Origin of the sequence: Microvirga ossetica, assembly GCF_002741015.1 — a bacterium.
GTDB lineage: Bacteria > Pseudomonadota > Alphaproteobacteria > Rhizobiales > Beijerinckiaceae > Microvirga > Microvirga ossetica.
Map to the genome: position 1 here is coordinate 715,655 of NZ_CP016619.1, position 25,604 is coordinate 741,258.

At 58.3% G+C, this 25,604-nt stretch carries 27 protein-coding genes and 2 pseudogenes; 13 read left to right on the top strand and 16 right to left on the bottom strand.

From position 1 onward, the window contains the following. Window positions 1–87: 87 nt before the first annotated feature. Window positions 88–939 (bottom strand): hypothetical protein, encoded by an 852-nt coding sequence (locus BB934_RS48085; protein ID WP_157934652.1) that lies wholly within the window; start codon window positions 937–939, stop codon window positions 88–90. Window positions 940–984: 45 nt separating this feature from the next. Here BB934_RS48085 and BB934_RS41595 point away from each other — a divergent pair, with 45 nt between their 5' ends. From BB934_RS41595 to BB934_RS41605, 3 genes are all read left to right on the top strand, one after another. Then, the gene (locus BB934_RS41595; RefSeq protein ID WP_099515428.1) at window positions 985–1,332 is read left to right on the top strand and encodes a hypothetical protein; all 348 of its coding nucleotides are present in this window, start codon (window positions 985–987) and stop codon (window positions 1,330–1,332) included. A gap of 292 nt (window positions 1,333–1,624) precedes the next feature. Further along, a complete protein-coding gene (locus BB934_RS41600) occupies window positions 1,625–2,923 on the top strand; it encodes an ISNCY family transposase (protein ID WP_099515429.1) in 1,299 nt (432 codons plus the stop codon). Between the two features lie 228 nt (window positions 2,924–3,151). Beyond that, window positions 3,152–3,703 (top strand): hypothetical protein, encoded by a 552-nt coding sequence (locus tag BB934_RS41605; RefSeq protein WP_099515430.1) that lies wholly within the window; start codon window positions 3,152–3,154, stop codon window positions 3,701–3,703. Between the two features lie 500 nt (window positions 3,704–4,203). Here BB934_RS41605 and BB934_RS48090 read toward each other — a convergent pair whose 3' ends face one another. The 4 genes from BB934_RS48090 to BB934_RS41630 form a co-directional block, all read right to left on the bottom strand. Next, window positions 4,204–4,347 carry a hypothetical protein gene (locus tag BB934_RS48090; RefSeq protein WP_157934653.1) on the bottom strand — a complete coding sequence of 48 codons (144 nt, stop codon included), beginning with the start codon at window positions 4,345–4,347 and terminating at the stop codon, window positions 4,204–4,206. A 613-nt stretch (window positions 4,348–4,960) separates the two neighbouring features. Continuing rightward, window positions 4,961–6,115 (bottom strand): hypothetical protein, encoded by a 1,155-nt coding sequence (locus tag BB934_RS41620; RefSeq protein WP_099515432.1) that lies wholly within the window; start codon window positions 6,113–6,115, stop codon window positions 4,961–4,963. Window positions 6,116–6,260: 145 nt separating this feature from the next. Further along, complete coding sequence (gene mobF / locus BB934_RS41625; protein WP_162299277.1) at window positions 6,261–9,941, bottom strand: MobF family relaxase; 3,681 nt, start codon at window positions 9,939–9,941, stop codon at window positions 6,261–6,263. 123 nt (window positions 9,942–10,064) lie between these two features. Then, a complete protein-coding gene (locus BB934_RS41630; RefSeq protein ID WP_099515434.1) occupies window positions 10,065–10,355 on the bottom strand; it encodes a hypothetical protein in 291 nt (96 codons plus the stop codon). A gap of 253 nt (window positions 10,356–10,608) precedes the next feature. On the opposite strand from BB934_RS41630, the gene BB934_RS41635 reads away from it, so the two are divergent. Genes BB934_RS41635 through BB934_RS41645 form a run of 3 tightly spaced genes read left to right on the top strand, consistent with a single transcriptional unit; the run spans window position 10,609 to window position 12,615 of the window. Further along, the gene (locus tag BB934_RS41635) at window positions 10,609–11,025 is read left to right on the top strand and encodes a hypothetical protein (protein ID WP_099515435.1); all 417 of its coding nucleotides are present in this window, start codon (window positions 10,609–10,611) and stop codon (window positions 11,023–11,025) included. Window positions 11,026–11,062: 37 nt separating this feature from the next. Continuing rightward, the gene (locus BB934_RS41640; protein WP_099515436.1) at window positions 11,063–11,896 is read left to right on the top strand and encodes a P-loop NTPase family protein; all 834 of its coding nucleotides are present in this window, start codon (window positions 11,063–11,065) and stop codon (window positions 11,894–11,896) included. A gap of 59 nt (window positions 11,897–11,955) precedes the next feature. Further along, on the top strand, window positions 11,956–12,615 hold the full coding sequence (locus BB934_RS41645; RefSeq protein ID WP_099515437.1) for a hypothetical protein: 660 nt from the start codon (window positions 11,956–11,958) through the stop codon (window positions 12,613–12,615). Window positions 12,616–12,935: 320 nt separating this feature from the next. On the opposite strand, the gene BB934_RS41650 is transcribed toward BB934_RS41645, so the two are convergent. The 3 genes and pseudogenes from BB934_RS41650 to BB934_RS48500 all read right to left on the bottom strand — a co-directional run. Beyond that, on the bottom strand, window positions 12,936–14,099 hold the full coding sequence (locus BB934_RS41650; RefSeq protein ID WP_099515438.1) for a Fic family protein: 1,164 nt from the start codon (window positions 14,097–14,099) through the stop codon (window positions 12,936–12,938). A 552-nt stretch (window positions 14,100–14,651) separates the two neighbouring features. After that, complete coding sequence (locus BB934_RS41655; protein WP_162299261.1) at window positions 14,652–15,110, bottom strand: hypothetical protein; 459 nt, start codon at window positions 15,108–15,110, stop codon at window positions 14,652–14,654. A 72-nt stretch (window positions 15,111–15,182) separates the two neighbouring features. Then, window positions 15,183–15,497, bottom strand: a pseudogene (locus tag BB934_RS48500) (transposase); the annotation flags it as partial. Between the two features lie 58 nt (window positions 15,498–15,555). On the opposite strand from BB934_RS48500, the gene BB934_RS48095 reads away from it, so the two are divergent. The 4 genes and pseudogenes from BB934_RS48095 to BB934_RS49935 all read left to right on the top strand — a co-directional run. Next, on the top strand, window positions 15,556–15,927 hold the full coding sequence (locus tag BB934_RS48095) for a hypothetical protein (RefSeq protein WP_157934654.1): 372 nt from the start codon (window positions 15,556–15,558) through the stop codon (window positions 15,925–15,927). 74 nt (window positions 15,928–16,001) lie between these two features. Beyond that, window positions 16,002–16,652, top strand: coding sequence for an SOS response-associated peptidase (locus BB934_RS41660; RefSeq protein WP_099515439.1), 651 nt, complete (start codon window positions 16,002–16,004; stop codon window positions 16,650–16,652). Between the two features lies 1 nt (window position 16,653). Continuing rightward, complete coding sequence (locus BB934_RS49930; protein WP_099515440.1) at window positions 16,654–16,845, top strand: hypothetical protein; 192 nt, start codon at window positions 16,654–16,656, stop codon at window positions 16,843–16,845. Between the two features lie 38 nt (window positions 16,846–16,883). Continuing rightward, a pseudogene (locus BB934_RS49935) lies at window positions 16,884–16,949 on the top strand (hypothetical protein); the annotation flags it as partial. Window positions 16,950–17,220: 271 nt separating this feature from the next. Here BB934_RS49935 and BB934_RS41670 read toward each other — a convergent pair. The 3 genes from BB934_RS41670 to BB934_RS51510 all read right to left on the bottom strand — a co-directional run bounded on the left by BB934_RS41670 (window position 17,221) and on the right by BB934_RS51510 (window position 18,853). Further along, window positions 17,221–18,033, bottom strand: a complete 813-nt coding sequence (locus BB934_RS41670; RefSeq protein WP_157934655.1) for a calcium-binding protein — start codon at window positions 18,031–18,033, stop codon at window positions 17,221–17,223. A gap of 276 nt (window positions 18,034–18,309) precedes the next feature. Beyond that, window positions 18,310–18,597 (bottom strand): excalibur calcium-binding domain-containing protein, encoded by a 288-nt coding sequence (locus BB934_RS41675; RefSeq protein ID WP_099515670.1) that lies wholly within the window; start codon window positions 18,595–18,597, stop codon window positions 18,310–18,312. 10 nt (window positions 18,598–18,607) lie between these two features. Then, the gene (locus BB934_RS51510) at window positions 18,608–18,853 is read right to left on the bottom strand and encodes a sunset domain-containing protein (RefSeq protein WP_472436450.1); all 246 of its coding nucleotides are present in this window, start codon (window positions 18,851–18,853) and stop codon (window positions 18,608–18,610) included. Window positions 18,854–18,952: 99 nt separating this feature from the next. On the opposite strand from BB934_RS51510, the gene BB934_RS41680 reads away from it, so the two are divergent. After that, window positions 18,953–19,699, top strand: coding sequence for a hypothetical protein (locus tag BB934_RS41680; RefSeq protein ID WP_099515442.1), 747 nt, complete (start codon window positions 18,953–18,955; stop codon window positions 19,697–19,699). On the opposite strand, the gene BB934_RS41685 is transcribed toward BB934_RS41680, so the two are convergent. The 5 genes from BB934_RS41685 to BB934_RS41710 form a co-directional block, all read right to left on the bottom strand. Further along, window positions 19,694–20,278 (bottom strand): IS630 transposase-related protein, encoded by a 585-nt coding sequence (locus BB934_RS41685; RefSeq protein WP_237050678.1) that lies wholly within the window; start codon window positions 20,276–20,278, stop codon window positions 19,694–19,696. The genes BB934_RS41680 and BB934_RS41685 overlap by 6 nt on opposite strands. Window positions 20,279–20,798: 520 nt before the next feature. Further along, window positions 20,799–21,293 (bottom strand): hypothetical protein, encoded by a 495-nt coding sequence (locus BB934_RS41690; protein WP_175608905.1) that lies wholly within the window; start codon window positions 21,291–21,293, stop codon window positions 20,799–20,801. Between the two features lie 4 nt (window positions 21,294–21,297). Continuing rightward, window positions 21,298–22,278, bottom strand: a complete 981-nt coding sequence (locus BB934_RS41695) for a P-loop NTPase family protein (protein WP_099515443.1) — start codon at window positions 22,276–22,278, stop codon at window positions 21,298–21,300. 542 nt (window positions 22,279–22,820) lie between these two features. Continuing rightward, complete coding sequence (locus tag BB934_RS41705) at window positions 22,821–23,018, bottom strand: hypothetical protein (RefSeq protein ID WP_175608906.1); 198 nt, start codon at window positions 23,016–23,018, stop codon at window positions 22,821–22,823. 93 nt (window positions 23,019–23,111) lie between these two features. Continuing rightward, window positions 23,112–24,253, bottom strand: a protein-coding gene (locus BB934_RS41710; protein WP_418294821.1) for an IS3 family transposase whose coding sequence is annotated in 2 segments (ribosomal slippage) — window positions 23,112–23,995 and window positions 23,995–24,253 — 1,143 coding nt in all. Because the reading frame shifts where the segments join, the coding sequence is not laid out codon by codon here. Between the two features lie 625 nt (window positions 24,254–24,878). Between BB934_RS41710 and BB934_RS41720 the strand changes: the two genes are divergently transcribed. After that, window positions 24,879–25,067: a hypothetical protein gene (locus tag BB934_RS41720; protein ID WP_237050808.1), complete on the top strand. Its 189-nt coding sequence runs from the start codon at window positions 24,879–24,881 to the stop codon at window positions 25,065–25,067. A gap of 175 nt (window positions 25,068–25,242) precedes the next feature. Then, window positions 25,243–25,398, top strand: a complete 156-nt coding sequence (locus BB934_RS41725) for a KGG domain-containing protein (protein WP_237050813.1) — start codon at window positions 25,243–25,245, stop codon at window positions 25,396–25,398. The last annotated feature ends 206 nt before the right edge of the window (window positions 25,399–25,604 follow it).

The following is a 25,604-nucleotide window of genomic DNA, read 5'->3' on the forward strand; positions in this document are numbered from 1 at the left end:
TGGTCATGACCCTGTTCGCGCCCTGAGGCAGTCCTTGCACTCCTGTCCCAAAGCAGCCCGAAACGGGACATCAGAGTCCTGCCTTCTTTAGAGGAGAGGGCTGATCTGACCCGCATCAGCAGACCAGCCAGAGCATGGTCGCTGGGATATGGTTAACAGCCGTTTAAGAGAAACTCCGCCCGGCTGGGCACCAAAGAGATCTGTGGTCTCTGAGCCCGATGCGCAACGCGGCCAGTCGATTGCGCCAAGGCCACCAGCACATGGCTGTTCGCCATTTGCTTGCGCAATCAGCAGAGAAACCAAAGAGAAACTTTCCTGACATATGCTGGTGAGATCACTGATGTAGATGTTCAGCAGATGCACCGAGGCTTTCATCAGCGGCTTCGGTGCATCTGGCGCTGCCATTGGAAGGAAGTCCTGTAGATGGAACTTGACGACAACGAAGAAGATATCAGGGACTGCCTCCTTGTGACCGCAGGCCACTTCATCGGCATCGGCATCGGCATCTCTGCCACCTATCTTCTGTGGTAGCTGCTCGCCAAAGACCCTCGCAGATCTCGATTGGTGCGCATCGCGACCTCCTGAAGAGGCGCACCATGCCACAGCACCCGTTGCAGACTTCTTGTCAAAATCAATGGCAACGAAATTTCCGGCCCCATCAGACGCATGATCGGCGGCACCATGCCCAGTAGCAACGTCGCGGATCTGGACAGCGAGAAGCCGCGTCCCTCTATCCACATGCCCCACTGGGCCTCGCGCTTGACGCTGCTCATATCCGATGTGAAGTTGAAGCAACTGCAGGACATCAACGGGACTGATGCTGGGGCAGAAGGGGTCGAATATGAGACCGCCGAGTGGCCGTTCTGGTATGTGCCCTAGGTTCGACCGCATAGCCTGACCGCAGTAGGTATCGAAGTACCCGTCGATCATCGCGGTCACCTTTACTATCTACCAGTGCAACATCGACCAGATGGAGCAGGCGGCATGACGCCGGAGCGCTTCGCCCTGATGCAGCTGCTGCTGAACAACGCGAAATTCGACTGGACCTATGGCGACACGGAGTATCTGCGTGAGCCGGTCGATTTCATTCCGCGCTATCCCAAGAACAACGTCGTGGCGGATCTGCCGCGGATCAGAAAGATCGCTTTCACCCTGCATAAGGACCGTGTCGCCATGTTCGACCGCTCCGGCTCCCCGCTGACACCCTTGTTCATGATTGCCTGGGTGGAAGCGGAAGGCTATGTGATCCAGGCTTCCGCCTTCGATGACAATGGGGATGACGTGGCGCAAGATATGATCGGTTGCCCATGCCCAAAGTGCCGGGATCGATGATCAAATATGTCCCTGGGATCATTCCAGCGCCCGATCTTCCTTAAGAATGGAATGGGAAGCCATATCTGCTCTAACCCGATATCGTTCAGGCAGAAGCTGTTCTCATCCAGCCAGACAAAGTAGCAGTATGAGATTCTCCTGTGAGAGGAGCTTGCCACGGATCAGGCTGCCAACTTCTTGTCAAAATTATCCTTATGCGAATACTATTGTAGACGCAATATAGAGATGACACCCCTCTGCAAAGTTCAAATGGCACTCTCCTGCTTTTCGGGGTTGCAGGAGGACGTGCCGCATGACGGTGGTGTCGATGAGCGCCAAGGAGTTTTCCCGGCTGGATGTGCTGATGGATTTAGAAGCCCGTCGGGTGACCGTTCGGGACGCTTGCGGCCTGCTCCGGCTCAAACGCCGACAGGTCTTCCGGCTGTTGAAGGACTTTCGCGCTCGTGGTGCGGCCAGTCTGATCTCCAAGCGGCGTGGCAAACCTGGCAACAACCGCCTGCCGCAACCGGTCCGTGATCTGGTCATGACGATCATCAAGGAGCGCTATCCAGACTTCGGTCCGACGCTGGCTACTGAGAAGCTGCGGGAGACCCATGGTTGTCCCGTGTCCCGAGAGACGGTCCGCAAATGGATGATCGAAGACGGTCTGTGGCTGGATCGCCGCCGACGGCTTCCTTCGGTTCATCAGCCACGCAATCGCCGGGAGCGCAGGGGCGAACTGATCCAGATCGACGGCTCCAAGCATTGGTGGTTCGAGAACCGTGGCCCACAATGCACGCTTCTGGCTTATATCGATGATGCCACCAGCCAGCTCATGCATGCGGCTTTCGTGCCCTCGGAATCCACCTTCGATTATCTGCGTGAGACCCATCGATACGTCGCAGCCCATGGCCGCCCGATCGCCTTCTATTCCGACAAGCACGCCATCTTCCGGGTCAGCAACACAGCGGCGGACGGCGGCGACGGCATGACCCAGTTCGGACGCGCCCTGCATGAGCTCAACATCGACATCCTCTGCGCCAACACGCCGGCTGCCAAGGGCCGCATCGAGCGCTCGTTCGGCACGCTCCAGGATCGCCTGGTCAAGGAGATGCGGCTTGCCGGCATATCGACGATCGAGGCAGCCAACGCCTTCCTGCCGGGGTTCCTGGCCGATCATAACCGGCGTTTCGCCAAGGAGCCCATCAGCCCCTCGGATGCGCACCGTCCGGTGCCGCAGGACATGGTGCTGGAGGATATCTTCGCCTGGAAAGAGGAGCGCACCGTCACCCGCAATCTGACGCTCCAGTACGACAAGGTGCTGTTCCTGCTCGAGCCCACTGAGCTGACGCGCCCTCTCGCCCGCCAGCGTGTGACGGTGATCGACTATCCGGACGGACGGCTGGCGATCCGGCACAACGGGGTCGACCTGCCATACCGCACCTATGACAAGCTGCGGCGGGTGACGCATGCGGCGATTGTCGAGAACAAGCGCCTGAGTGAGGTGCTGGCCTATGTGGCGCAGCGTCAGCAGGAGCGGGACGAGCAGCGCTCGGCCAAGGCGCCGCGCCGGCGGGGGCAGGGCGAGCGTCACATGTTCAAGACACCGTAAGGCGCCCCGGCGGAGCAACCCCGACCAGCTCCGCCGGGGCGCCCTCCCCAACCGGTTTTAGACCCAGGGTGTCATGTCAACTTTGCACGCTAAGTGCCATTTCTGGATTGCGCCGAGACTATAGGTCGCTTGGCCATGTCACCGACGTGATCGACCTACCCCTTCGAGGGCTTGGCGCCGGTCCCTGACAGTCGTACCATCAGGTGTCAACGACGCGGATGACGGCCCATGCACCTGCAGCGCATCGTCCTCCCGAGCGGCCATGTGACCTGGACCGCCTATGACGGCGACGCCATCGTCACCGAGATCCGTGGGATCGCCGACCGCCTGCATCGGCTTCGGTCGACCATCTACCGCGAGATCAAACGGAACTGGGTTCACGATGAAGAGCCGTTGTATCGCGACTATTTCCATGTGGCCGCCGACATGCAAGCTCACGCCGGGCGTCAGCGTCTGGGCAAACTCTCCCGCAAACCGGTGCTGGTAACCTACGTCGTGGATCGCCTCAAAGCTGGATGGTCGCCAGAGCAGATCGCTGGCCGGCTGCGGACATCCAGAGCGCCTGAACGGCTGTCGCATGAGACGATCTACCGGTTCGTCTACAGCTCTCAAGGGCAAAAGCTCGGGCTGTACCAGGATATGCCAATGGCACGGCGCCGGCGGCGAGCGCGCTACCAGTGCAAGCCCCGTGGCCTCGCCATCCGGCGAGCACCACCTTCGAGCAGTGTCCACCGGAGGTCGCAGCTCGCACTAGCTGCGGGCAACGGGATGGCGATCTGATTATGTTCCGCAAGGAACTGGGCAAGCACAATCTCACGTCACTGATTAAGCGTCAAAGCCAGGTGATTTTTATTCTGAGGTGCGAAACTCGTTATAAATAACAGACTGAAATCGGTGGACCCTGAATGCCCCTCCCCTATGCCCACCTGAGTTGGCGACCGGCGCGAGATCAAACGGAATTGGGGTTACGCTGAAGAGCCGCTGTGCCGCAGATACTACCATGTGGTCACCGATATGCAGGCGCTCGCACGGCGCCAGCGTCTGGTCAAACTCTCCCTCAAGCCGGTGCTCACGGTTTACAACATCGATCTCCCAAAGCTGGATAGTCGCCGGAGCAGTTCCCTGGCCTTCTCAAACACCCGGTAGCAGCTCTCTCCGACTTCATGCGAACACGAAACATGAGCGGACGCTTCGTACTCCCTTTTGGGCTTATTAATAAAAGTCAGATCAGCTCAGCCGCGTGGGCACATAATCACTACCTGCCCTCCCCTTCCTCTCAGCTAAAAAATCTGGCTGCTCGCCTCAAGCCTGAAAATCCATAGCGCTCTCGAGCCCAAGGCGCCGTCACCGAAAAAAAGGGAAAAATCAGGGCTGATTTTCACTTTGCTCAGATCAAATGTCGAAACTCCCGTTTCATCTTTCATCTCGGATCTCGCCAAAATTTTCAGCTGAATGAATTTTCCGTCTCAAGTGCTGGTGCGTGTAGCGTACGAAACGAGACTGGATAATCATCTCTCGAGCAAAGAGTTTTACCATCCAACAGCCGGTAAAGTTTCACTGTGCCATAAATTTTGGGCTCATGCAGGCTGCCGAAGCTCGAGTATGCTAAGAGCTTGAAATCCCTCGCTCAGAAAATTGAAGGTCCACCCTAATCCACAGTATTACCTTCGAGAATGGCGTCATTCTCTCATACGTAGTGATGTCGATCCGCGCTCAAACCGTACTCCCTGGAACACCCACTATTCCGGATCAGATTGTCGAGAATCGTAACCCCTATTTTGATGCCCTGGATTCTGCTGATGAGGCGTGGGCTGAAGGTAGGGTCGACATCTCAGAGATGGAGGACCTTCTCGCAGGGATGCTCGCACGGCAACTCGCGGGATTTTACCAACTCGCTGGGGGAAAGTTGGCGCCCGATACTTCTGACTGAGCGGTGCCTGGAATTCTACCCTTCACGCATAACAAGTGAGCTTGGATAATCCCAGAGGTCCGTGGGCTCACTTATTGGTGGCCGATCGCCTTGATGGGCCTATGTCATTACTGAGCTTCATTCATCGGGCGGTTAATATGCAGTTCCACGTCAGCCCATCCGGGGATACGATCAAGCCGTGCAGGCGGTGCAGGCGCCCGCTTTTTCCAACTAAGAAACCAACGCGTCCACCTCTCGCAACTCAATTCGCGCAAACGGTGCTGAAGGGACCTCGTTGAGCCATCGCCGGACATTGGGCTCAACATCTGGACAACCCCCATGACCTGCGACCCAGGGTAATTTCGCATGTGCTGCCACTCGGAAGGAACCCACGCAAGCATGTTAGAATGGACATCAATCCAAAATTCTGGACCAGAATGAGCGGCCCCAGAATAGTATGGGATCTTGCGCTCTTTATATTCCTGGATACAGCCTTTTCGTGACAGAGGCAAAGTCTCAGGCAGTTGATTGGGTTCCTTCGGAGCTTCTGGCATAAAGCCAATTCTGATCCCATCCCAATATTGCCTTAAGGTATCGACAATGTTCTGATTGACCTCACTCTTGAATAAGGTCTTTGTTTCGGCTCGAAAGAATGGGGTTTCTGGAAGCTCCGTTTTGAGTTCCAACCACTTCGTGCCCAAACAAATATCAATTTTGCCTTCTACACCAATTGGTGAACCTGACAGAACCAACCATCCGATCCCGCCGTCAAGCACCACATAGTAGCACCTGTCATAGGACATATCAGGGTGTTGCCCCTTAAACTCCGATCCTGCAGTCAGATCATTCTCGCTATTAGCTAGGAGCGACTTCATCTTGTCGTGACGCAGAAAGACATCATTATATTGCCGGGCCCGATATCCTTTGAGCCACGTTGGCGCACAATCTCCTAGTCTCAGCGACTCGTTTTGCTCGATCCTGGTCCGAATGACCCTATTCGTTTCCTCAATTGCACGCCGATAGCCCTCGGCAATTTCCTTCAATGCAGCCTCTAGGGGATGTACTAGGCGCGGGGTACGGCAGAGACGGTCTATAAGGCCAGGAGAAACAGCAATCGCGCGGGCAAAGTCGGGATAGGCGTCCAGCATACCTTCTACAACTTGTGGCAATCTCATAGATCGCACATCCGGCAGTTCCGGCAACTCGACAGGATTCAACAGCAGTTTGCTGATTACGTTGTTGTCCGAGAAGAGATCATTGTAGATTTTCTTGAAGAAAGTCATTGATACTAGGCGCCCAGCATGCTATGTCAGATTGTAGGCAGCTTTTATGCTTTCTGCCTTGCCCTATATTATACAGATGGATTGTACCTTGGCAAAGCAGTTCTTCACGGAACGCCAGCTGCCAAACGCTCAAAAGCGAGCCATCTCAGAAACGATCACGCTCCCTCTCCGGAATTGGACGCCGAGGATGGTCGCGCTCCAACCTTGTATCCTCTTGAGGCTGCTGTTGTTCCGTTGGCCCCATGTCCGGTTCGTGGGCTAAATCATTAATCGGATGATTTACGAAGGTGGATAACACACCCAGTTCGCGCTTTTGGAGATTGGCATTCCCACCGCACGCGTCAATTATCTCCCCCTTGATCACATTGAAGACGTCTCCGCTTGCCTCTCCGTAACGGCTCGCGATATGCTTCTCGGCGTCAGGATAGCGCTGGACAAGTTCCCGCAACCGACCAAGAACAGTTCTACTCGGCCTTCCTCCAAATGACACAATCAAGGCCTGATCAGGCATTTGGTCAATTTGATACAGCGATAGACCATCCCCACCCGATTGTGTGAAATAGATTCTCGTTGGATTGTGAGTGTCGCCCATCAGGGTGAAATTAAGATCGCCCTCCCCGGTGATCCCTAAGATCGCATCCTTGCCCTCCCCTCCCGTGCCAGTCCCCTGATACTCAAAGCCGATGATCTGACCATCCAGATCTCTATGAGCAAACGCCGGGCGACCATCACGCATCGTTCGAATATGGGATCGAAAACGGTAGAGGACGTCGGGTGCAATCCCAAGCTGAACCTGAAGATGTTCATTGATCCCTTGGCGCAGGGTGATCCATTGATGTGCAGCTCGCCTGTGACGTGTCGCGCTCGAAAAACGTGCGGCAACGTGGGAACTGCTGACGACCTTGCTTATGCGAGGTGGGTAATGTGGGCCCGACAGGCGCTCGACCATGCGGTCACGAAGCGATTGTGCAGTGCTGTTGGAATTGACCGAACGAGGGAAGAGTTCTTCATTGCTCCTCGCCGACGTCCTCAAATCAGAACCCGACGAATGCATCGGGCTCTGACTAGCGAAGGCAGCGACGCTCAAAGCAAAGTCGCTGGGATTTCGCTTCCATTCACTGGCTCGTGCCTCGTCCATGACGGCCCGCTTGACCAAGGCTGCCTTGGCGCGACTGTAAACACGATCGGCTCGTGGGGGCCTGGCTGTTCCAAGCCCGGACTGCGTGATATCTCCCAGTCCGGCATCCGGCGCGACTGCAACACGCGAGGTATCGACATAGAGCCGCACATTTTGACGATGCCGGGTCATGGCAGTGGAAATGCTCTCCCGTCCCATGCCCCGCAGATTTGCAACGAAGCAGTCATCCACAACCAGCCCTTCTGCGTCCCGAACCGATAGGCAATAACCGTGCTGCAGCCTAGGAATGCGCGGCAGCCCCTCTTCACGATTTCCTATAAGCTCCGATACCCTCGTCGTGAGAGGTGCTGCGCTCGGGGCCAGAACAAGGTCCAATGTTGGGTCGAGAGCATCGCCTTGAATGCGCTGAATACGGGCGCGATCGCCCATCCGGATCGCAAGGCCTCGAACCTGAAGGTCTTCGCCAAACAGCAGATCATCCCCTGCGGCCAGGGTCAGAGCAACAGAATCACGGCTGCCCTGTGGAATAACCCGAACCGTGATGTCCTCGCCAAGCAAGGTGTTACTCTTCATCGCAGACCGGACACGCCGGTTGATTTCATCCACATCCTTGCGCCGGGGGGTCACGATTGCCTGTCCGATGCTCTGGCCGGGAACAGACTGCGCAGAAGCGGACCGCGTCCTTAGGTAGTCGCGCACGAGCCTTTCCAAGGCGGTCTGCCGGTCGGACGCCCAACAGATTGCCCCCGCCCTGTCATAAGCTTCCAGGGCCCTCACAGGATCGCCACTCGCAAAATCACGCGATGCCGACCGGTGCCAATCTTGACGTTGATGCTGGACATCCGCCGTACGGCACACCCCCAAGGCTCGGGCGAGCGCAGCCATGGGTGCGCCTGCAATGTCCCGTCGGGGGCGGGCAATGTCGCCGAGCAAAATCAGCTTTGTGCCGGTGTCCCCCTGACTGAAGACATCGATCAGGGCCGCCATGTCAGACGTTCCGACCCGATCGGCCTCGTCACAGATGACGACGGAATGGTGCCCCAGTCCCACGTCACCTTTCTTGACCCGCCTGATGAAGGCTTGAACGGCCGGCGCCATGCCCTCTGTGGCCTCCGGGTCAGTTTTGATGCGATTGATCCTCCACACCTCTTTGCCGCAGCTCTCGGCAACCGCAGCAAGGGCTTCTCCGATCCGAGAATTTTCGGCCTCTGTCTGGCCGCTGATAATCGAAACGCCGTTCCGTCTCAGGGCATGCCGCATTGCCTGGTGGTGCCCCTCGGGCCAAGCCGGCGATGTGGACAACGCTCTTTCAAGCGTCTCACTCGATACAAAATCACGCTCATTCCGCCCCTCCAGGGCTGTCCGCAGCATGGCTTTCTCTGCCTCGATCATCGCGGCGGTTGAATAGATAACCTCTCCAGACCTATTGCTTCCGAGCCGGACGACCTGTTTCGACACCACGAGTTCTCTGATGACGGCTAACGTCTCGTTTGCGTCGCATTCACACTGCACGGCCTCATGGAGGTGGCGCAGCAAAACCCGTTGCTCGAAGACAGCTCCACTCGCCTCGAGTTCGCGGACAGCCTCCCGTGCAAGAATTCTGGCACGCTCCAAGCGACTGCCCTTCTTGTCGCGCTCCTTCCGCACTCTGGCGGCTTCGATCGCGGCCATCCGGAATAAGGCAACTCCACTCCAACCGACATTCGACAATTCATTCGCCCATCGTTGCTCAAGCATGGCAAGCGGCGTTTCACGGTCCTTCGCATCGCGTGTGCCGAAGGCTGCAATCTGCGCTGCACGTCGATTCGAAGATGGATCGAAGCCCGCCTCCCCGGCCGCCTGCATGATCTGCGCACGCCGCTTCGAAAACAGTTTGATGATGTCGGGTGGAACGCCTGCGACTTGAAAATTACGGCCATCCCGGATGGATTCGAACCCGAAGTCGTTTCGCAACCCGCTCGCGAGCTCACTGCGGTAGAGGGCGGCGAGGGCGCCGAGATGCCGAAGAACGTCCCGGTTGTCGATCGCGCCAGTCGTCCCATCCTCCCGGACACAAAGATTCAACAGCACAGCATGCGAGTGGAGGTGTGGATCCTGGGCTCGGGATGTAAAATGCCGATAGACTGCGGCACTCGCCTCCTGCGCCGGAAGCCTGTGAATACCCTGCGGGCCAACCCGGGTAACAATCAGCCCCTCGGTCAAGGCATGATCGAGAGCGCGGCGCACGGCTCGATCATGGGAAGCGAAGATCTTCGACCGACCTTCGGGGGAGGCAAATGCTGCCAGAACGCTGACCGATTTCGGGGCCGCGCATTGGAGATCGTAGCCAACACTGCGCACCCCAGTGCCGGAGAGCCTCACAAGAGGCTCACGAGTCCCCGGGTCACGCCCTCTGGCAAGATCGCGCAAGATCCGGCCGTCGACCTCACCTTGATCAGAGCACTTTCGAAAGGGGGTCGAAGAGAATGCAGGCATCTCTCCAGACAGGCGGCGACCAGTCCACCAAATTCCAGCGGATTCGCCAGACCCGTTATCAACATAGTATGCTACCTGGTCGCGGCCCGCGACATGATCTTGTGTAAGGGCCCCCAACGCCCGATCGTACGCAGCGGCATAAACGTCCTCATAGGACTCCCCCCCTTCCCTCGCCTTTTCGGAAGCTTCGGCCTCTGCGTAGGCAGCCGCCATGTCATCTACGCTGGCCTCGGTTGAGAGTATTCCAGCCTCCCGTCTGATCTGGCGCGCCATCGACTCGTAATACTCAACGGTTAGGATTCTCGTGCATGTCATCATTGCAGTCGCGCCGTTGTCCTAAGGGTTATCAGTAGCGCTGGAATTGGGTTTCTTCTGTGCTTGCTCGCGATACATATCCACAATGAAGTCTGCAATTACATTGATCTGGTCGGCAATTTGAACCGCATTGGCATCAAGATTGGCCGCATGGGCGGCGACGCGATTGAGCGATTCGACACCATCGAGGGATGCCTTGAGTGCCTTCTCAAGATAAAGTTGGGGCGCAATCCCTTTGATTGCAGCGACAGCCTTAACAGCGCCCCAGAGCTTCGCATCAATGGAGACCCGCACTTTGTCCTGAGAATTCATCACTCCTCCGATCCACGCTAATACATTATATTGCAATGGCTTACACGGCGTCGTGGCTGCTTTTCAGCTCGATGAGTGCGTCATGTGTCCGAATTTCAGATCTCGCACGCACTGTACTCCGTCGAGTAAACTGGATGCGAGGGCGCTGTCACTCGCAATGCCAGATCATGGAGAGGAAATCCACAGAAGCTTTGCAATTCACCGGGAATGCTATTATAGAGCGAACTGCATCTAGCATTTGAGGGATCGATGAATGGCTAAAGACAGCACCGCCGAACTGAGATCGCTTCTAAGGTCAGCAGCGCGAAAGCCACCGGCCCGGGGAGAATCTCTTTATTCAAAGGTCCGTTCACTCTATCCAGAAATTCTCGAGCTGAAAAAGAACGGCTACACCGATAGCGAGATCCACCAGATGTTCCTGTCGAAAGGTGAGAAGGTCTCGCTGGGTACGCTCCGACAGTATATTCAACGTGCGTCGAAGGAAGCGGCGAATGAGTTCCGAACGGAAGGGAAACGAACCGCGACAATGGTTTCACGCACCGCTGACATGAACGGGAACGTTGGTGGCAATGGCATGCTCAGGCCATCTGAAGCCCTGGGCCAATCCCCTATCAAATCAATGGAAGGCAGGAAGGTATTAAGCCACAAACTCGGCGACGACGATGTGTAGACCAAAGAGCTTTATCAATAGGGAATAACAAGCGAATATGGCAAAGAATGCTAAACAAAGTGATGCTGCTAAACGTGCTGTTGTCGTAGCAAATGAGAAGGGTGGTGTCGGCAAGACCGTTGCGGCTCGAGCCTTGATTGACCACTTGCGGTCGGACGAGGTCTTGCGGTCGAACGGTGTAAGAGTTGCAGCCTATGATGCGGATGGCGGCGTCGGAGGCCTAGTACGTGTTCTCGGCACTCGGGGTAGCGACGGACGACTGATCAAAGAGCAGGATCCGATTGAGGGTATCGGCTACTATAACGTCCGTGCGGACAATGAGCGCAATATGCTCCTTGATGCTGTGGCCTCTGGTGAGCCGCTGATCGTCCACGACCTCGCGGGAGGCTCTCTCGCCGATTTGATGCGAATAGTCGACGGAGGCGAGGGGCTTGACGGCCTCGTGTCAGCATTCGTGCAACATGGTTACCGTCTGACCGTCGTACATGTGATTTCGTCAGAGATCGGTGCCTCTCAGTCAGTCGGTAGCTGGATTGATTTGGTTGGCGACCAGGCCGACCATGTTGCCGTTCGCAATACCCGTTGGGGCAAAGCCGCGAGCGATTTTCCCTTCTGGCATGGCTTTGTAGACAGTAATAACGTTTCAAAGGGCGGCAAAACCCGCGAAAGGCTATTGGAACTCGGCGGCGTCGAAATCGACCTGCCAGCCCTTCCGGCTGGCACCTTCGCCAAAGTGGATGCAAGCAACCTGCCGTTCTCAAAGGCGATCAACGACGCATCCCTTACCATCACCGAGAAGGCGCACGTTCAAAAGTTTATCAAGGACTTCGCGAACGCGCTCGCGCCAGCCCGTAGTCTCCTTGGGTTCTAGGACCACCTGGCGGATCGTCCGATCCGCCAACTCCAACTCCCTCTGCAATGGATTGTCGAATGTCGACTCGCGTCGATCAAAAACTTGCCTTCGACCGCTGGTGCAACGCTTTTGAAATTGAAGGCGAACGCCGGGACCGTCTTTGGACAATAATGGTGCAAAACAGCCTGTCGCCTGATGACGTCAACACCTATTTTCTGGGAGCTGCAGGTGTCCTCGAGAAGGTGGCAGACCTCGTACTTCAGGCCAATGAGACCCTTCCCGCAAGAATAGAAGAGGCCTCGCGACAGGCTGTGGGCCCTGTCGCTGAAGCTGCCACGAAGCGAGTGGCCGAGGCACACGCAAACCTTGCCGAGACGATGGGCGAAAGGGTTGCGGACGAGGCGGTGAAATACTTCGCCGCAGCGTTGGCCTCACGCAAGCTCCAAGTCTCGGCATCCTTCTTGGTAGGTGCCCTCCTTCTGGCTTTGGCCGTCGGATGGACTGGATGGTTCCTGGGACAGGCGACCCTCGCGGGGCAGGCGACCGAGATCGCTGCAATTCTATCGCGGCCGGATAGAGAGGAGTGGGTGACCCTCATGCGTAACAATCCCAACTTGACGGAGACGCGCAACAGTTATTGCAAGAAGGGCAGTACGCGCGCCTTCGAAATTCAGGGACGCGTCGGCTGCACTATTCCGCTGTGGTTCGATGCTGCGCCGAAAGTTGCCCTCAAATAGACGGGAAGCGACCTGCGCTGGCGTGGTGTCGTTGGAATAGCTTCCCCCATTTGGTTGAAGAATGCCGGCCGATGTAACTAATTTCCATAGCTTTACCCGCTCGGACGAGCACGAGGTGCCAATGGGATCTCCTTTGAGCGGAGGAACCCGGGGGCTCACGTCAGTAACGCTCCTACGCCACCTGTATGCGTCCCCTCTTTTGAAAACGCGAAGTGATCAAGGGGGATGGATAGCACTTGGGATCGCTTACTCGGCTATAGAAGTTTGCATCTCAGGGCAGCCTCGAGCACCTAAAGAATTAGGCCCTCCGCGGGTTCATTTCAAATTTTCCGGAAGAGCTCGATATAGGGCTCATACAGGAAGACACGGTTTCTCGCTTGGCCGGTGATCTCGCTGAGAATCTTGTGTTCTGTCAGGCGCTCAACGAGATTGTTCGCATTGGGGAAACTTACTCCGAGGAGTTCCCGCACCTGGTTAACAGTTACGGTCGGCCGGGTGTATAGATGCTCCAGAACCTGCATGGCCTTACCACCTGAAGCGCCAAAGTGCTCCGCGATTAGAACTCTGTGATTCTCGCGCAGATCGACGATTTCTCGCGCGGTGCGAGTAGCTTGCGATGCAACCGAGGCGACCCCACGTAGGAAGAACTTCAGCCAGCCCTCCCAGTCTCCTTTGTCTCTAATAGCTTGGAGGCGATCATAGTACTCCAAGCGATTTTGCTTGAAATAATGTGACAGATATAGAACTGGCTTCTCAAGAATGCCCTGCTCACACAAGAAGAAAGTGATCAAAAGACGTCCTACACGGCCATTTCCGTCCAAGAACGGATGGATCGTTTCAAATTGTGCATGTGCCAAGCCAATTCGGACGAGCGGTGCGATGTGGTCCTCTGCATGCAGAAACTTTTCCAGATCGCTAAGAGCAATTTCAGCATCCTGATAGGGAGGTGGCACGAAGGTAGCATTCAGGAGGGTGCTGCCTTGGGGCCCGATCCAGTTTTGGCTACGGCGTATCTCTCCTGGCTGAAGCTGGCCGCCACGAACGCCATTCAGAAGATGGCCATGAATTTCGCGGATGAGCCGCATGGAAAGGGGCAGATCTTTCAAGCGCGCGAGGCCATAGTTCATTGCTTTTACGTAATTGAGAACCTCATCTACGTCTTGAGGAGTCTCAGGATCAAAAACCTTAGCCTCCGCCTTCAGGAGATCGTTGATCGAGGCTTGCGTGCCTTCAATTTGGCTAGACAGTACCGCTTCTTTGCGAACGTACATGAATACAAAGAGATCAGGGTTCGGAAGCGTCTGGATTGAACCCTCAAGCCGGCCTAGCTCACGATGCGCCTCGATCAGGATACGTTGCATCTCGTGATCAATTTCAATGTGTGGGTCTGGGGGCAGCGGGGCCGGAATAAAGGCCCTGTATCCAGTAGGTTGCTTGATGTACCGGCCTGAACGCCCCTCATGCACAACGTAGTCTGCGGCCATAAATGATGTCCTTGTTATTGGCTTGCGATAACAAGAGGCTGTCCCTTTGTCCATACTATCGACGGACGATAATAAGGACCTTCCGAGTTTTCTATATTGAACCTGCTCGATAGCATAGCCGTACGGCTACGCTCATGTTTCCGATTAGCGATAATAAGAGAAACTCAATAGGGCCTTATTAACGCCGCCGCATAGTAGCGAAATGCAAAGTTATAACAGAAATAAAGGGCCTACGGATTTACTTGCGTTGCCCTTTGGGTGATGCACTCAGAAAATTAGCGCACGGCCCAGCCCCGTTGAACCCAACGATTCAGAAGTCCTCCGGAGTGCTTGTAGTGCCATCACGGACCGTCTCGTTATTCACCCGGCAGGCCTGTGTCGATATGGCCGACACGAATCCATAAGCCGGCACGGACATCGTCACCTTATTCCCCCAGGAACGCGAACATCCGCTTCTGCCACCCATGCTCGGTGTCTCCCCAAGAGCACAGTCTGCACGTGTGAGCTCAACTCACCAATGTATGTTAGTGCCCGAGCACCGCCGCAGCCACCTCACGATTTCATTGCGAGTTTCCGCAGGGCGCACATGCCCGAGCGGAAGCCGCTTCCCTGGGGGCAACAATGCGTAGTTCCATACTCGCGATCCTCGCGGGCAGTCCTGATATCGGCCCGTCTGACGAGCGGGCGTTCCCGCCAGACCTCAGCTAGCCGGCGGGAGACGGGGGTGTCCGGCACCGCGGCGACCACGATATCGTCGGCGGAATCGTCAAACAGGAGCGCCTGGCCAAGCGCCGTGGTGAGAAGCGAGTGCTCTGTGCGTCCGGCCTTGTGGACCAGCCGGCCCTTCGTGCATTCCGCGATGATCCAGCGACCGTCGACCGTGGCGACCACGTCACCTTCGCCCGGCCGCGAGTGCACCCGGATGGTCTTGTCACCGCGCCAGTAAGCGCCGGTCCAGGCGCTCCAGCCGACCTGCGGCTCCTTGGTCGGCTCCCATCTGGTGACCGCCATGAAGCGGCCGATGTCAAAGGCGACGGCCTCGCGGACCTTGATGCTGGCCGCGTCGATTGCGACGCTGGCCTAAGCCTCCTGGATCACAGCCGTGAGCGCCTTCTCGGCGGTGCGGCGCGGCTCGAGAAAGACAGGAAAGTACGAGCCCTTGCGTAGCTTAGGGATGGACAGATCGATCCGGCCGGCGCGGGTGTCCCAGGCGCGCTCGCGATAGCCGTTGCGCTGGTTGAGCCGATCCGGGCTGCGCACGCCGGCCGGGGCTCCGGTCAGGGCCTCCACCTCGAGGCTCATCAGGCGCTCGGCGGCAAAAGCGAGCATGTCGCGGATGAGATCGGCATCAGCCCCCTTTTCGATCAGCTCGATCAGGGCCATTCTCTCGTCGGTCATCGTCGTCTCCGGGGTCAGGGTCAGGTGTCGCTACCCGAACTCTAACCGAAGACTGGCGATGACCACCTCATCGGTGGCGCTCTCCTACACCACGTCCAGGGACGCTACCCAACGAGACCTACTTGATTACAAAGATTTTGCTGATGTCCTGAAGCAAATGGCTGGAAAGGACTGGAGTGAATTCCCCAGGATAACGACGGGGCCAGGAACAATCGAGCATGCTGGCGAGACCGTTGTTGCCGCAGTCTGCCAAGCACATGCCTGCAATGATCAGGGATTGCTCGTTGTGGCTGACCTGTCGAAGCGCACACTCTATGCGGCTTGGAAGCTCCGGGACCGTAAGATTGCTGTAAGCCCAGTCATTGGTGCTTGGCCAGAACGCGCAAAGGCGGAAATACGCCAGTGGGCAAAAGCTTGGACGTCGCCATAAGAATGGTGCGCAAGCTAGGATAAGAGCGCTTGAAACGGCTCAGATCCGAGCCGGAAGCAGGACGGAGCCCTCGCGTGTGCAATCTCTACAGCGTCCACACCACCCAGGCGATGATCCGGAAGACCTTCAACGTCAACCGGGACAATGCCGGCAACATGCCTCCCCTGCCTGGCGTTTTCCCGGACCAGATGGCACCGGTGGTGCGGGTGCATGACGGAGAGCGTGAACTGCTGCAGATGCGCTGGGGCTTTCCGCCGCCTCCGAATGTCGGCAACCAACCGGTCACGAATGTGCGCAACGTCGTCTCCCCGTTCTGGCGGGCGTGGCTCAAGCCGCAATACCGCTGTCTCGTGCCGCTGACCTCCTTCAGCGAGTACAAGGACACCAAGCCCCGCAAGACGCCGATCTGGTTCGCCCTGTCGAGGGAACGGCCACTGGTGGCCTTTGCGGGGATCTGGCGGCCGTGGACGGGCGTGCGCGGCACCAAGGCCGATCCGGCCGAGGGCGAGCACCTGCTCTATTCATTTCTGACCTCAGAGCCGAACGGCATTGTTGGGCCGATCCATCCCAAGGCGATGCCGGTGATCCTGACGACGCCTGAGGAATACGAGACCTGGCTGACCGCGCCGACGGAGGAAGCTTTGAAGCTGCAGCGGCCCCTTCCTGACGACATGCTCGAGATAGTTGCTGAAGGCCAGCGATCAGACCAGCCGGAGGCGGCTTGAGTTGAAGTTTCTTAGATTTGTGCTGGTCGCCCTGTCATTCGGCGCGGCGCCTCTTCCCGCCATCGCCGAAACCCTCGACGGTCGGCGCATCGTTATCATTGACGGCGACACCATCGATGTTCGAGGCAAGCGGATCCGGATCCTGAACATCGACGCCCGGAGAGCTTTCGCTCGAGATGCGAGGCCGAACTGAGGCTGGCCCTTCGGACCAAGGAGCGGCTCGCCGAACTGCTGCGCGCCGGGCGGGTCGAGGTCAGCCGTCATGGCCGAGACCGCTATCGGCGCACTCTCGCCACTTTGACTGTCTGTAAAGGCGATGTAGGAGCCATCTTGGTTCGCGAGCGACTTGCCCTGCCCTGGCAGGACGGCCGGGAGGCCAAGGAGCGCCGGCTGAAGACGTGGTGTGGACCTTGGGCGCGCCTGCCCAATTAACGGGTCAGTTCTTCCGGCGCGGATGGATACCGCACCGGCCGTCTCGATAGACAATAACGATAGCAGGTAATCACCTTCAGCCTGGAAAGTCTGCCCGATTGGCCGGGTGGACTGCTAGTCACATCGATAGCTTGGTTCAGATGACCCAGATTGCAGCGGCGCTCAGATCCACCTTGCCGATAACAGCGAACTTTATCGGCTGATACGCTGACCCAGTGCCATCTTGGTCGAAATACAATGCGCCATGTGTTTTGTTGTAGATGATCCGGTCCGAGGCATCATGCGCCTTCGAGCCGATCCAAAACGCATCGTCCTTGAGCTTGCCGCGGCCACCGATCTTCCTGAAAATATCCGATTCAAGGCTGATGCGATCTGCCCATGGATTGAAGTCAGTCAATTTGTCTACGTTTGTGTTAGCATCAAGCGCCGTTTTGAAGACGAAGTTATCGTAGCCTTCACCGCTGACGAGCCTGTCGTTGCCCTCTCCGCCTGACAAGGTATCGTTGCCTGTCTTCCCAGAGAGAAAATCGTTCCCAGATCCGCCGATAAGGTTATCCTCGTTCCAGCTCCCGTAGAGTTTATCGTTTCCGGATCCGCCGTTGAGAATTCCGTTCTCGTTTCCGCCGTAGAGGACATCGTCGCCAGCGTCGCCGTACAGAACATCCTTGCCAGCATCTCCATACAGGATGTCGTTCCCCTCTCCCCCATGAATGGAATCGGCTCCATTCCCGCCTCGCAGGACGTCGTTCCCGATGCTGCCATAGAGCAGGTCTCTGTCAACGCCGCCCCATAGCCTGTCGTTTCCATCTCCCCCGAAAAGCCGGTCTCTCCCTCCAGCTCCGTAAATCGTGTCATTCCCTCCCTCGCCATGGATGAAATCCAGGGCGTCATCTCCAATGATGTAGTCAGCCATTGGGGTTCCGTAGACCGGAAGGATGAACGTGGCCATGGCTGGTGTCCTGGTGAAGGGTGGGGGCGGAATGACTGATGGTGGAGTGAGCATATATCTTTGAGCGGCTTACGATCACAATACCTCTGATGAAGCGAGGTAAGACCAAAAAGCCGCGGGCCGGTTGGGATCCAAGAGCCCAAGGCTGCCGAACAGATCAAGGCACCCATGCAGAAGCTTGAGGGCGCTCGGGCCAACCGACGCTAGGCGCGCACGCGTGTGTTTGCGTGCAATGGCGGACCCAAGCCCGCGAGAAACAAGCGTCGCAGGATGGAATCAGCAGCCAATCCGCTGCTTGATCGTATCGACCTGAGACTTGGACCGGCAGACATTCTCGCACGGGACGCCGTCGCCATCACCATCTGCCCGGCTGTACCCGCCGCACCACATCTCCACAGCCTCTTGGCACGAGCTGGCTGCCTTGCAGCTCTGACGCTGAGCTACCATGAACTCCTTCACCTGCTCGACGCTCGCCTTCGCCGGCGGATCCGAGAGGACTCCCGCTGCGCCTACTGGTCCAGTGATCATCATTGCGGCAAATGCCGCGATCAGTACTTTTCTCATGAAAGGCCCCTTAGCTTCTTGCAGCGCGCCAGCCGGCCGCTCTTGCTTCTTCTTCAGTACAGAACCAGCGCTCACCGCTGGACTCGTCGACGTTGGTCTTCGCGTAGCTCCTGCTGCCCGGCATGTGATAGATCTTGCCTGAGCTCGAGATGTTGCCTTTGATGGCACACTTGCGGTCAGAACCCGTGGACGCCTCAGATGTTAGGCGTTCACCTCGGCGCCAATCCCAGGGTTCCACGAACTTTCCGGCCCACATTCCTCGCTTGGCTTTGCGCGCCTCAGCCTCATCGACGCCCGCTATGAGGCCGAGCGCGCCCGGCGCCAATACGATACCGTCGAGCCCGAGAACCGGCTGGTGGCGCGCTCCCTGGAGCGGGCCTGGGAGGAGAAGTTGCGCGTCGTGGAGCAGGTCGAGCAGGATTACGACCGTTGGTGCCGTGAGCAGCCCCTGGTGTTAGGTGACGACGATCGCGATGCCCTTTGGGCTCTCGGCCAGAACCTGCCGCAGGTGTGGCACGCCATCACGACGACGGCCGCCGACCGCAAGCGCATGCTGCGCTTCATCATGCGCGAGGTGATCCTCGACCAGACGAAGCTCAAAGGTCATGTCTGGCTCAAGATCGTCTGGCAACCCGGTGCAACCAGCGAGCATACTGTGCAGCGCCGTGTTCACACCTACAACGACTACGCCGATCTCGATCAGCTGCGGCAGCGGATCACGCAGCTGAATGCCGCCGGCACGATGGACAAGGAGGTTGCGCAGGTTCTCAATCAGGAAGGCTTCACAGCGGCGTGTGGCTGTCGCTTCCAAGGTGAGACTGTCTGGCTATTGCGCACCCGTTGGGGCATCGCTCCGGCGAAGATCAATGGCATTGCGGCCAATCCGCCGCGCTGGCCGGATGGGAGCTTCTCGGTTCAGGGTGCGGCCGTAGCCTTGGACGTGACGACGCAAACGGTCCTCACGTATCTGGCCGATGGGTTGCTGACCGGCCGCCAGTTACGCAAAGGACAGCCTTGGCAGATTGATCTGGCAGACGATCAGATCCGTGACCTGCGGGCTCGGCTGCAACGCACCAGACGACCAAAAAAGGAGGCATCATGAAAGCACCTTCAGAAAGGTGTGGGTCTTCCAGTGGCCAAAGGGGGCTGCAGCGCGCAAGCGCTGACCTCTGCGGCTCCGGCCTCGCAGGCGCGTCATCTTGGTATTGACGTAGGTCTCATCCAAGAACACCAACCGATATGGCTGCTGGCGCATCCGCGGCTGACGCTGCGTGTGCCAGACCCGGCGCTCCTCACGCACGTCGGCGCGTGCGCATTCCGCGGCCAACTGGGCTTTTTTATAGGTGAAGCCGTGCCGGCACAGCAGCCGCGAGAGAGTGGCCGGGGCGGCGACGATCCCATGCTCCTCCAGCAGCCGAGCCGCGAGTTCGGGCATGGTGATGTCCGGCTTGGCCTCGACGGCTTGGATCAGAAACGTCTCGTAGGGCGAAAGCCTCCGGCGTCCGGGTGGACGGCCCTGTCGCGCCGGAGTGGGCGATCCGGACGTCTTCTGGCGCTGAAGCAGCTTGATGGCGAAGCTGTCGCTGACCCCAAAGTGGCGCGCCGCGGCCCGGCAAGAGTGACCCGCTTCCACAAACGCCACCACGCGCACGCGTAGATCGAGAGAGTAGCTCTGGGTCATGATCCACCTCCTGGTCAGAAGGGAATCATAGCTCCCGCCCAAAGTGAACCCGTTGAATCCGCGTTCCTGTCCGATGCTCTAGTGGTCACGGAAATGCACAGCGCAAAGGCGCCAACGAAAGGCTTCATTCTAGGAAGATTCATCAGTGGTGGGTGGAAGCAGAAAGCAGAATTCGACTCGCTGTCTACAGACCAAATCGGATCCCGTCTATTGCGATAATAGCTTCCGCTCGTCCAGCTTTGGCCTTCGACCAATGACCGCACAACTTGCCCACCGCTGCCGTTCGTTGGCGTTTTGGATCAGCAAGTCATGATGCCAGTTGAGGTAACAAAGCCGAAGCGCGGCAGGCTGTCTAAGAAATCCGGCGAGTAAGGCTTTAGGGCGGCGCAGCAAGAACGCCGCCCCGTTTGACAGAGCCAAGATCAGTAAGAGCTTTCTAATCGTTGGATCCGCGGGCCCAGCTGTCTTTTGTCAAGAATCTGGCCCGCCGTCGCCGGAGCGGTCAACCCTCCCCTGCTCGTCACCCCTCTGGCACCTTCCAGGGCGCATAGGAGATGTAGGCCAGACGGATGAACAGCAGCGTCAGAGTTTTCTGAACGGAAATTTCCATCGCTCGCGGTTCGTCCGTCTCGCTATCATAGAGCAACTGGCAGGATTGCCCGGTTAGGTCCTCACGTGTCGCGATCCACAGGAGGTCGATCACAACCTGCCCCGGCGTATGAGTCACCAGGTAGCCGCCGATCCGGTGAACCGGTGGAGCGTTCCAGGTCACCTGCTTTTGCCTGCCCTCGCCGTCCAGCTCCACATCACCGATTCCCGCCGCTCGGCCGCGAAAGCCAGGCCCACGGCCCTGGAACAGGCCCGTGAACGTGAAGCGCCGCCGCGGCGTGACCGGGATCAGAGCGATTAAGCGCCGGGCGTCATCACGGGCGAAGGTCTGCCCATCCCTCGTCAGGCGATCGAGCAATGCATGCGCCTCGAGCCGCGCCTCCATCGGAAGGTCTTGATCGCTCATGCCCTTACTCATCGGTGGCCTCCCCGTCAGCGGAGGGCCCCGGATCGACAGCGGCGAACGCGTCTATCAGCCACTGCGGCGTCCCCCTTTCGACCGGCACGATGCGGATCAGCTCATCGTCCAGGATGAGCCTGACCGTACCAACGCCGGCGGCTTTGGCCTGCGCCAGGCGATCAGAGAGGGTATCCCACGGCAACATGATATCCGGGACGGTGGGCTCAGCCGTCGGGTCTATGACCTGGAGAAGGATGCGCGCGTCGAGCCCGCCCTCCTCCAGAACCAGCCCATGCGAAGCCACCAGAGCGGCAAGGCGATTGTAGTACGCACGCGCCAGTTCACCTCCCGTGAGACGCTTCAGGCTAATGGTGAAGTCGACGTGTCTGAGGAGCGAGGCTGGAAAGCCGGCATCGACGAGCGCCTTGAGGCACTCGACATGCAAGCGGGCCGGATCCGGGTCGGTGCGGGCGATCTCACCGATTTCGTCCTGAGCCACTTCCGTCGTCAGGATGAAGATCGCATCAGCCAGGGAACACAACTTGCCGGCTTCATCGACAATGTAACCATAGCTCCACATCTGCTCGAGGTGCGTGCGCAGGTTCGGGTGGGCTCGATCGATATCCTGAAGCACGAACACGCCGTCAGGGCTGTCCTTCAGGACCTGCAGCAACGAGGACCCTTCTGTTGCGGGGGAAGACGAGAAGATATGAGCGATATCCTCGCCTGGATTGCCAGCCAGCTTGTACAGGCCGCCCATTCTCTTCAGGGATTGAACGAGGCCAACGACCAGATCGAGATGGTCTCCTTCGACATTCGGGCCGGCAATAAGGAAGACGCCAGGCCGGCGCTGCAGGGGGCCGAGCGCGATGTGGCTGTAGGCCTCCAGGGCGAAGACCTCGACAGCGGCATCCTGGCCGAGGATACGTTTCCTGGTGAGTGCGACGAGGCCGCGTTTGACTTGTGCAGGATCTTCTTGTGGTGTGGACATGGAATAGGTCTCAATGAGGGTTGATGATGAGTGTGGGATGGCCTGCGTTGTGCGGGCCGCCCGTCGAAGGATCGACAATGTCACTCTCGTCTCAGGCGCTGCGCCGCTTCGGGCCGGCCTTTCAGCAAGGCGTGAGGGGTCCTTTTTGGGATTTTTCCCTTCTATCCTTCACCCGTCCGATACTCTTCCCGTCATTCTCTCCTGGGATTGTTTCACCTTTCCTCGTGACGTGCCCGGCACACACCGACCCAGTCGAAGGCAAGCCGCCGGTCCGATGATCGGCAGGGACATGCGACAGTGCGTTGCTCTTTGAGATCCTCGCGAGTTGCTGAGGATGGCCGCGCCGCTGGATCTCAGGGTTACGATGACCGCAGCCGCATCAGTGGCTCAGCTGCGGACCCCGGCTCTGGTCGGGCGAAGAGACGCTCACCACAAGTTTCCTCGCGTGGAAACGAAAGGCGCCAATGCGGCTCTCGCGTCAGCGGACTCTGTGGATCACGCGACGGCGATGAGTGTGATGATCCTCTGCAAATAGGGACGGCCTAGGGGCCCAATCCCGTTACTGCGCCGTCGCGCGCGACGAGGGCAATCCGGACACTGACACGCCTGACCAGTGGTCGGCGCCGCCAAGTCTCGGCGAGCGTACGGAAGACAGGCGTATCGGGCACGGCGGCAACGACGACGTCAGCGGCGGCGATATCGAACAGCAACGCCTCCCCGAGCGCTGTCGTCAGCAGCAAACGCTCGGAGCGCCCCGGCTTCCGGGCCAGCGGCCCCTTGCTGCATTTTGCGACAATGGATTTGCTTCAGTTTAGTGGAGAGCGGTTTTGCAACTATCCGGCCAGCCTTTCGAACTGAACCGGACTGACATAGTCCAGTGTTGAATGACGCCGGACGGGATTGTAGAAGCCGTCGATGTAACGCCCAATGGCCTCCCGGGCCTCGGCCCTGGTCTGGAACACGGTGCGCCAGACCAATTCGGATTTCAAGGTCTTGAAGAAGGTCTCGACCACCGAGTTGTCGTAGCAATTTCCCTTCCCGGACATCGAGATCCGGATGCCGTGCTTCCGCAACTCGGCCTGATACTCGATCGAACAATATTGGCTGCCACGGTCCGCGTGATGGGTCAGCCCCTCACTGGGCCTTCGGATCACCAGAGCCTTGCGCAGCGCCTCAAGCGCCAGCTCCTTGTGCAGTCGGTCGCTGACCGCCCAGCCAACCACCCGTCGGGCAAACAGATCCAGGACCACGGCCAGATAGAGCCAGCCCTCACCCGTCCACACGTACGAGATATCAGCGTTCCATTTCTGGTTCGGGCGCTCGGCCGAGAAGTCCTGCTCGAGCAGGTTGGGAGCAATAGGAAAGGCGTGGTGGCTGTCGGTGGTGCGCTTGAAGCGACGTTTCTGCCGGGCCTTGAGCCCATTCTCGCGCATCAGTCGGGCCGTCCGACGGCGCCCGATCGGCAGGCCCTGATCCTGGAGTTCGCGCGTCATCCGTGGGCTGCCATAGGTGCCATTCGATTCTCGAAAGGCGGATCGGACATGGGCGAGCAGCATCAGATCGTCGCGCTGACGCTGGCAGGCCGGACGACTTCGCCAGGCAAAGTAGCCGCTCTGGCTCACCTCAAGAACTTGGCACAGGCGCTGGATGGGGAATTCCGCTTTCGCCGCATCGATGAACGTGAACCTCATCGACTTCCCTCCTTGACGAAAAAAGCGGTGGCCTTCTTGAGGATGTCGCGCTCTTGCCGCAGCACCTCGTTCTCGCGACGGAGGCGCTTGAGCTCGTCCATGACATCCTCACTGGGCGGCATGGCCGACGAAGGCCGTGTGTCCTGGTGCTCGGCCATCCAGCGCGCGAGCGTCGAACGGTTCACCCCGAGATCATCGGCGATCGCGCGCTGAGAGCGCCCACTCGTCAAAACGAGGCGGACGGCCTCATCCTGAAACTCTCTCGTAAAACGGCTCTTCGGCATGGAGATCCTCCTGCTTCATACAGAGTTCTCCACTTTCGCGATGCAAGTCCATTGACTGGCTGCCACCCGGTGCTGGCCATGAAGCGGCCGATGTCGAAGATGACGCCGTCGCCGCCCCTCATGCTGCCTCCGTCAATCGCGACGCTGGCCATGGCTCCGGAGACGGGGAGCGAGAGTATGAACACAGCCAGCCGTAAGGCCACCTCAGCCTCCGGCATGCGGTCGAGCGGCAGACCGCGATCCAGCAGAGTCTGATTCTTCATGATTTCGGACGCTGTTCTGCTGCCTGCAATCTCGTCACCTGAGCCATCACTCATCCGCATCCACCGTCGCGTACTTGCCGTTTGCCCCAGTCCTGGAAAGATCCGCATTGACGCCGCTGCAAATGGTATTGGCCAAGCTTACTTGGTCCTGTTGTCGAAATACGACACGGCCAATGTTTCTGCGGCACTGGCCTAGTGTTGACGCATGGTTCATGTCTAGTGCACATCCTTGTCCAGACGGCCGTAAGAGCCTGGGAATTATTGCGGGGTGTACCATGAGCGACAAGCAGGCAAATCAATGTGGATCGGTGGCTAAGCTCCATCCCGTCAGCACGCCGCCGATCGATGAGAACACCGCCTCGATGATCGACCTGCTGCAGGACCATCTGCGGCTCGCCCGCGAAGGCAAGCTGCGCTCGCTTGCCGTGGTGTCCGTGTCCGCTGACGGGTCCGCCATTGGCACCCAGTGGTCTTGCGATCCTGGCGATATGGCATCGCTGATCGGCAAGCTCACCGTCCTCACCCACGATCTCATGGCCGCTCGCAAGTAATCAGAACGAGTAGCGCAATCGGACTCAACCGGCTGCCCGAGGGCGGCATATCCAGATAAGTTCACGAAGCGCCCGAACTTCTACCAGCACCGGTCGTTCTCGGTTTAGGCTCAGAGGGTCTCGGAGAACAGTCATGGGCGCTGATGGAAACGCGCCAAAGCGCGGCTTTGCTTCAATGAGTGAGGAAAGGCGTCGCGAGATCGCAAGCAAAGGCGGCAAGAGCGACCCGGCTGAAAAGCGCCATTTCTCCCAGAACACTGCACCCGCCTCCCAAGCTGGCCGCAAGGGAGGCCAGAACTCCCCGAGCCGCAGGAAGGATCATCAAGGATAGGCCACAGCCCAAGCTAACGGGCGAATTGCTGATTGGCAGTCCCGTTATGGCACGATGGTCACGCAAGTGGCCTTGTTGCCAAAAATGGAGAGCCTTGTAACGGCTTTGGAAGCCCCTCCAAGGCGGCTCCCAAAGTACAGCGAAACCCCACTTTCCCCGGTGACAAAAATGGCTGGAGAAGTCTGCGGGATTTCAGTCAGGGTGAC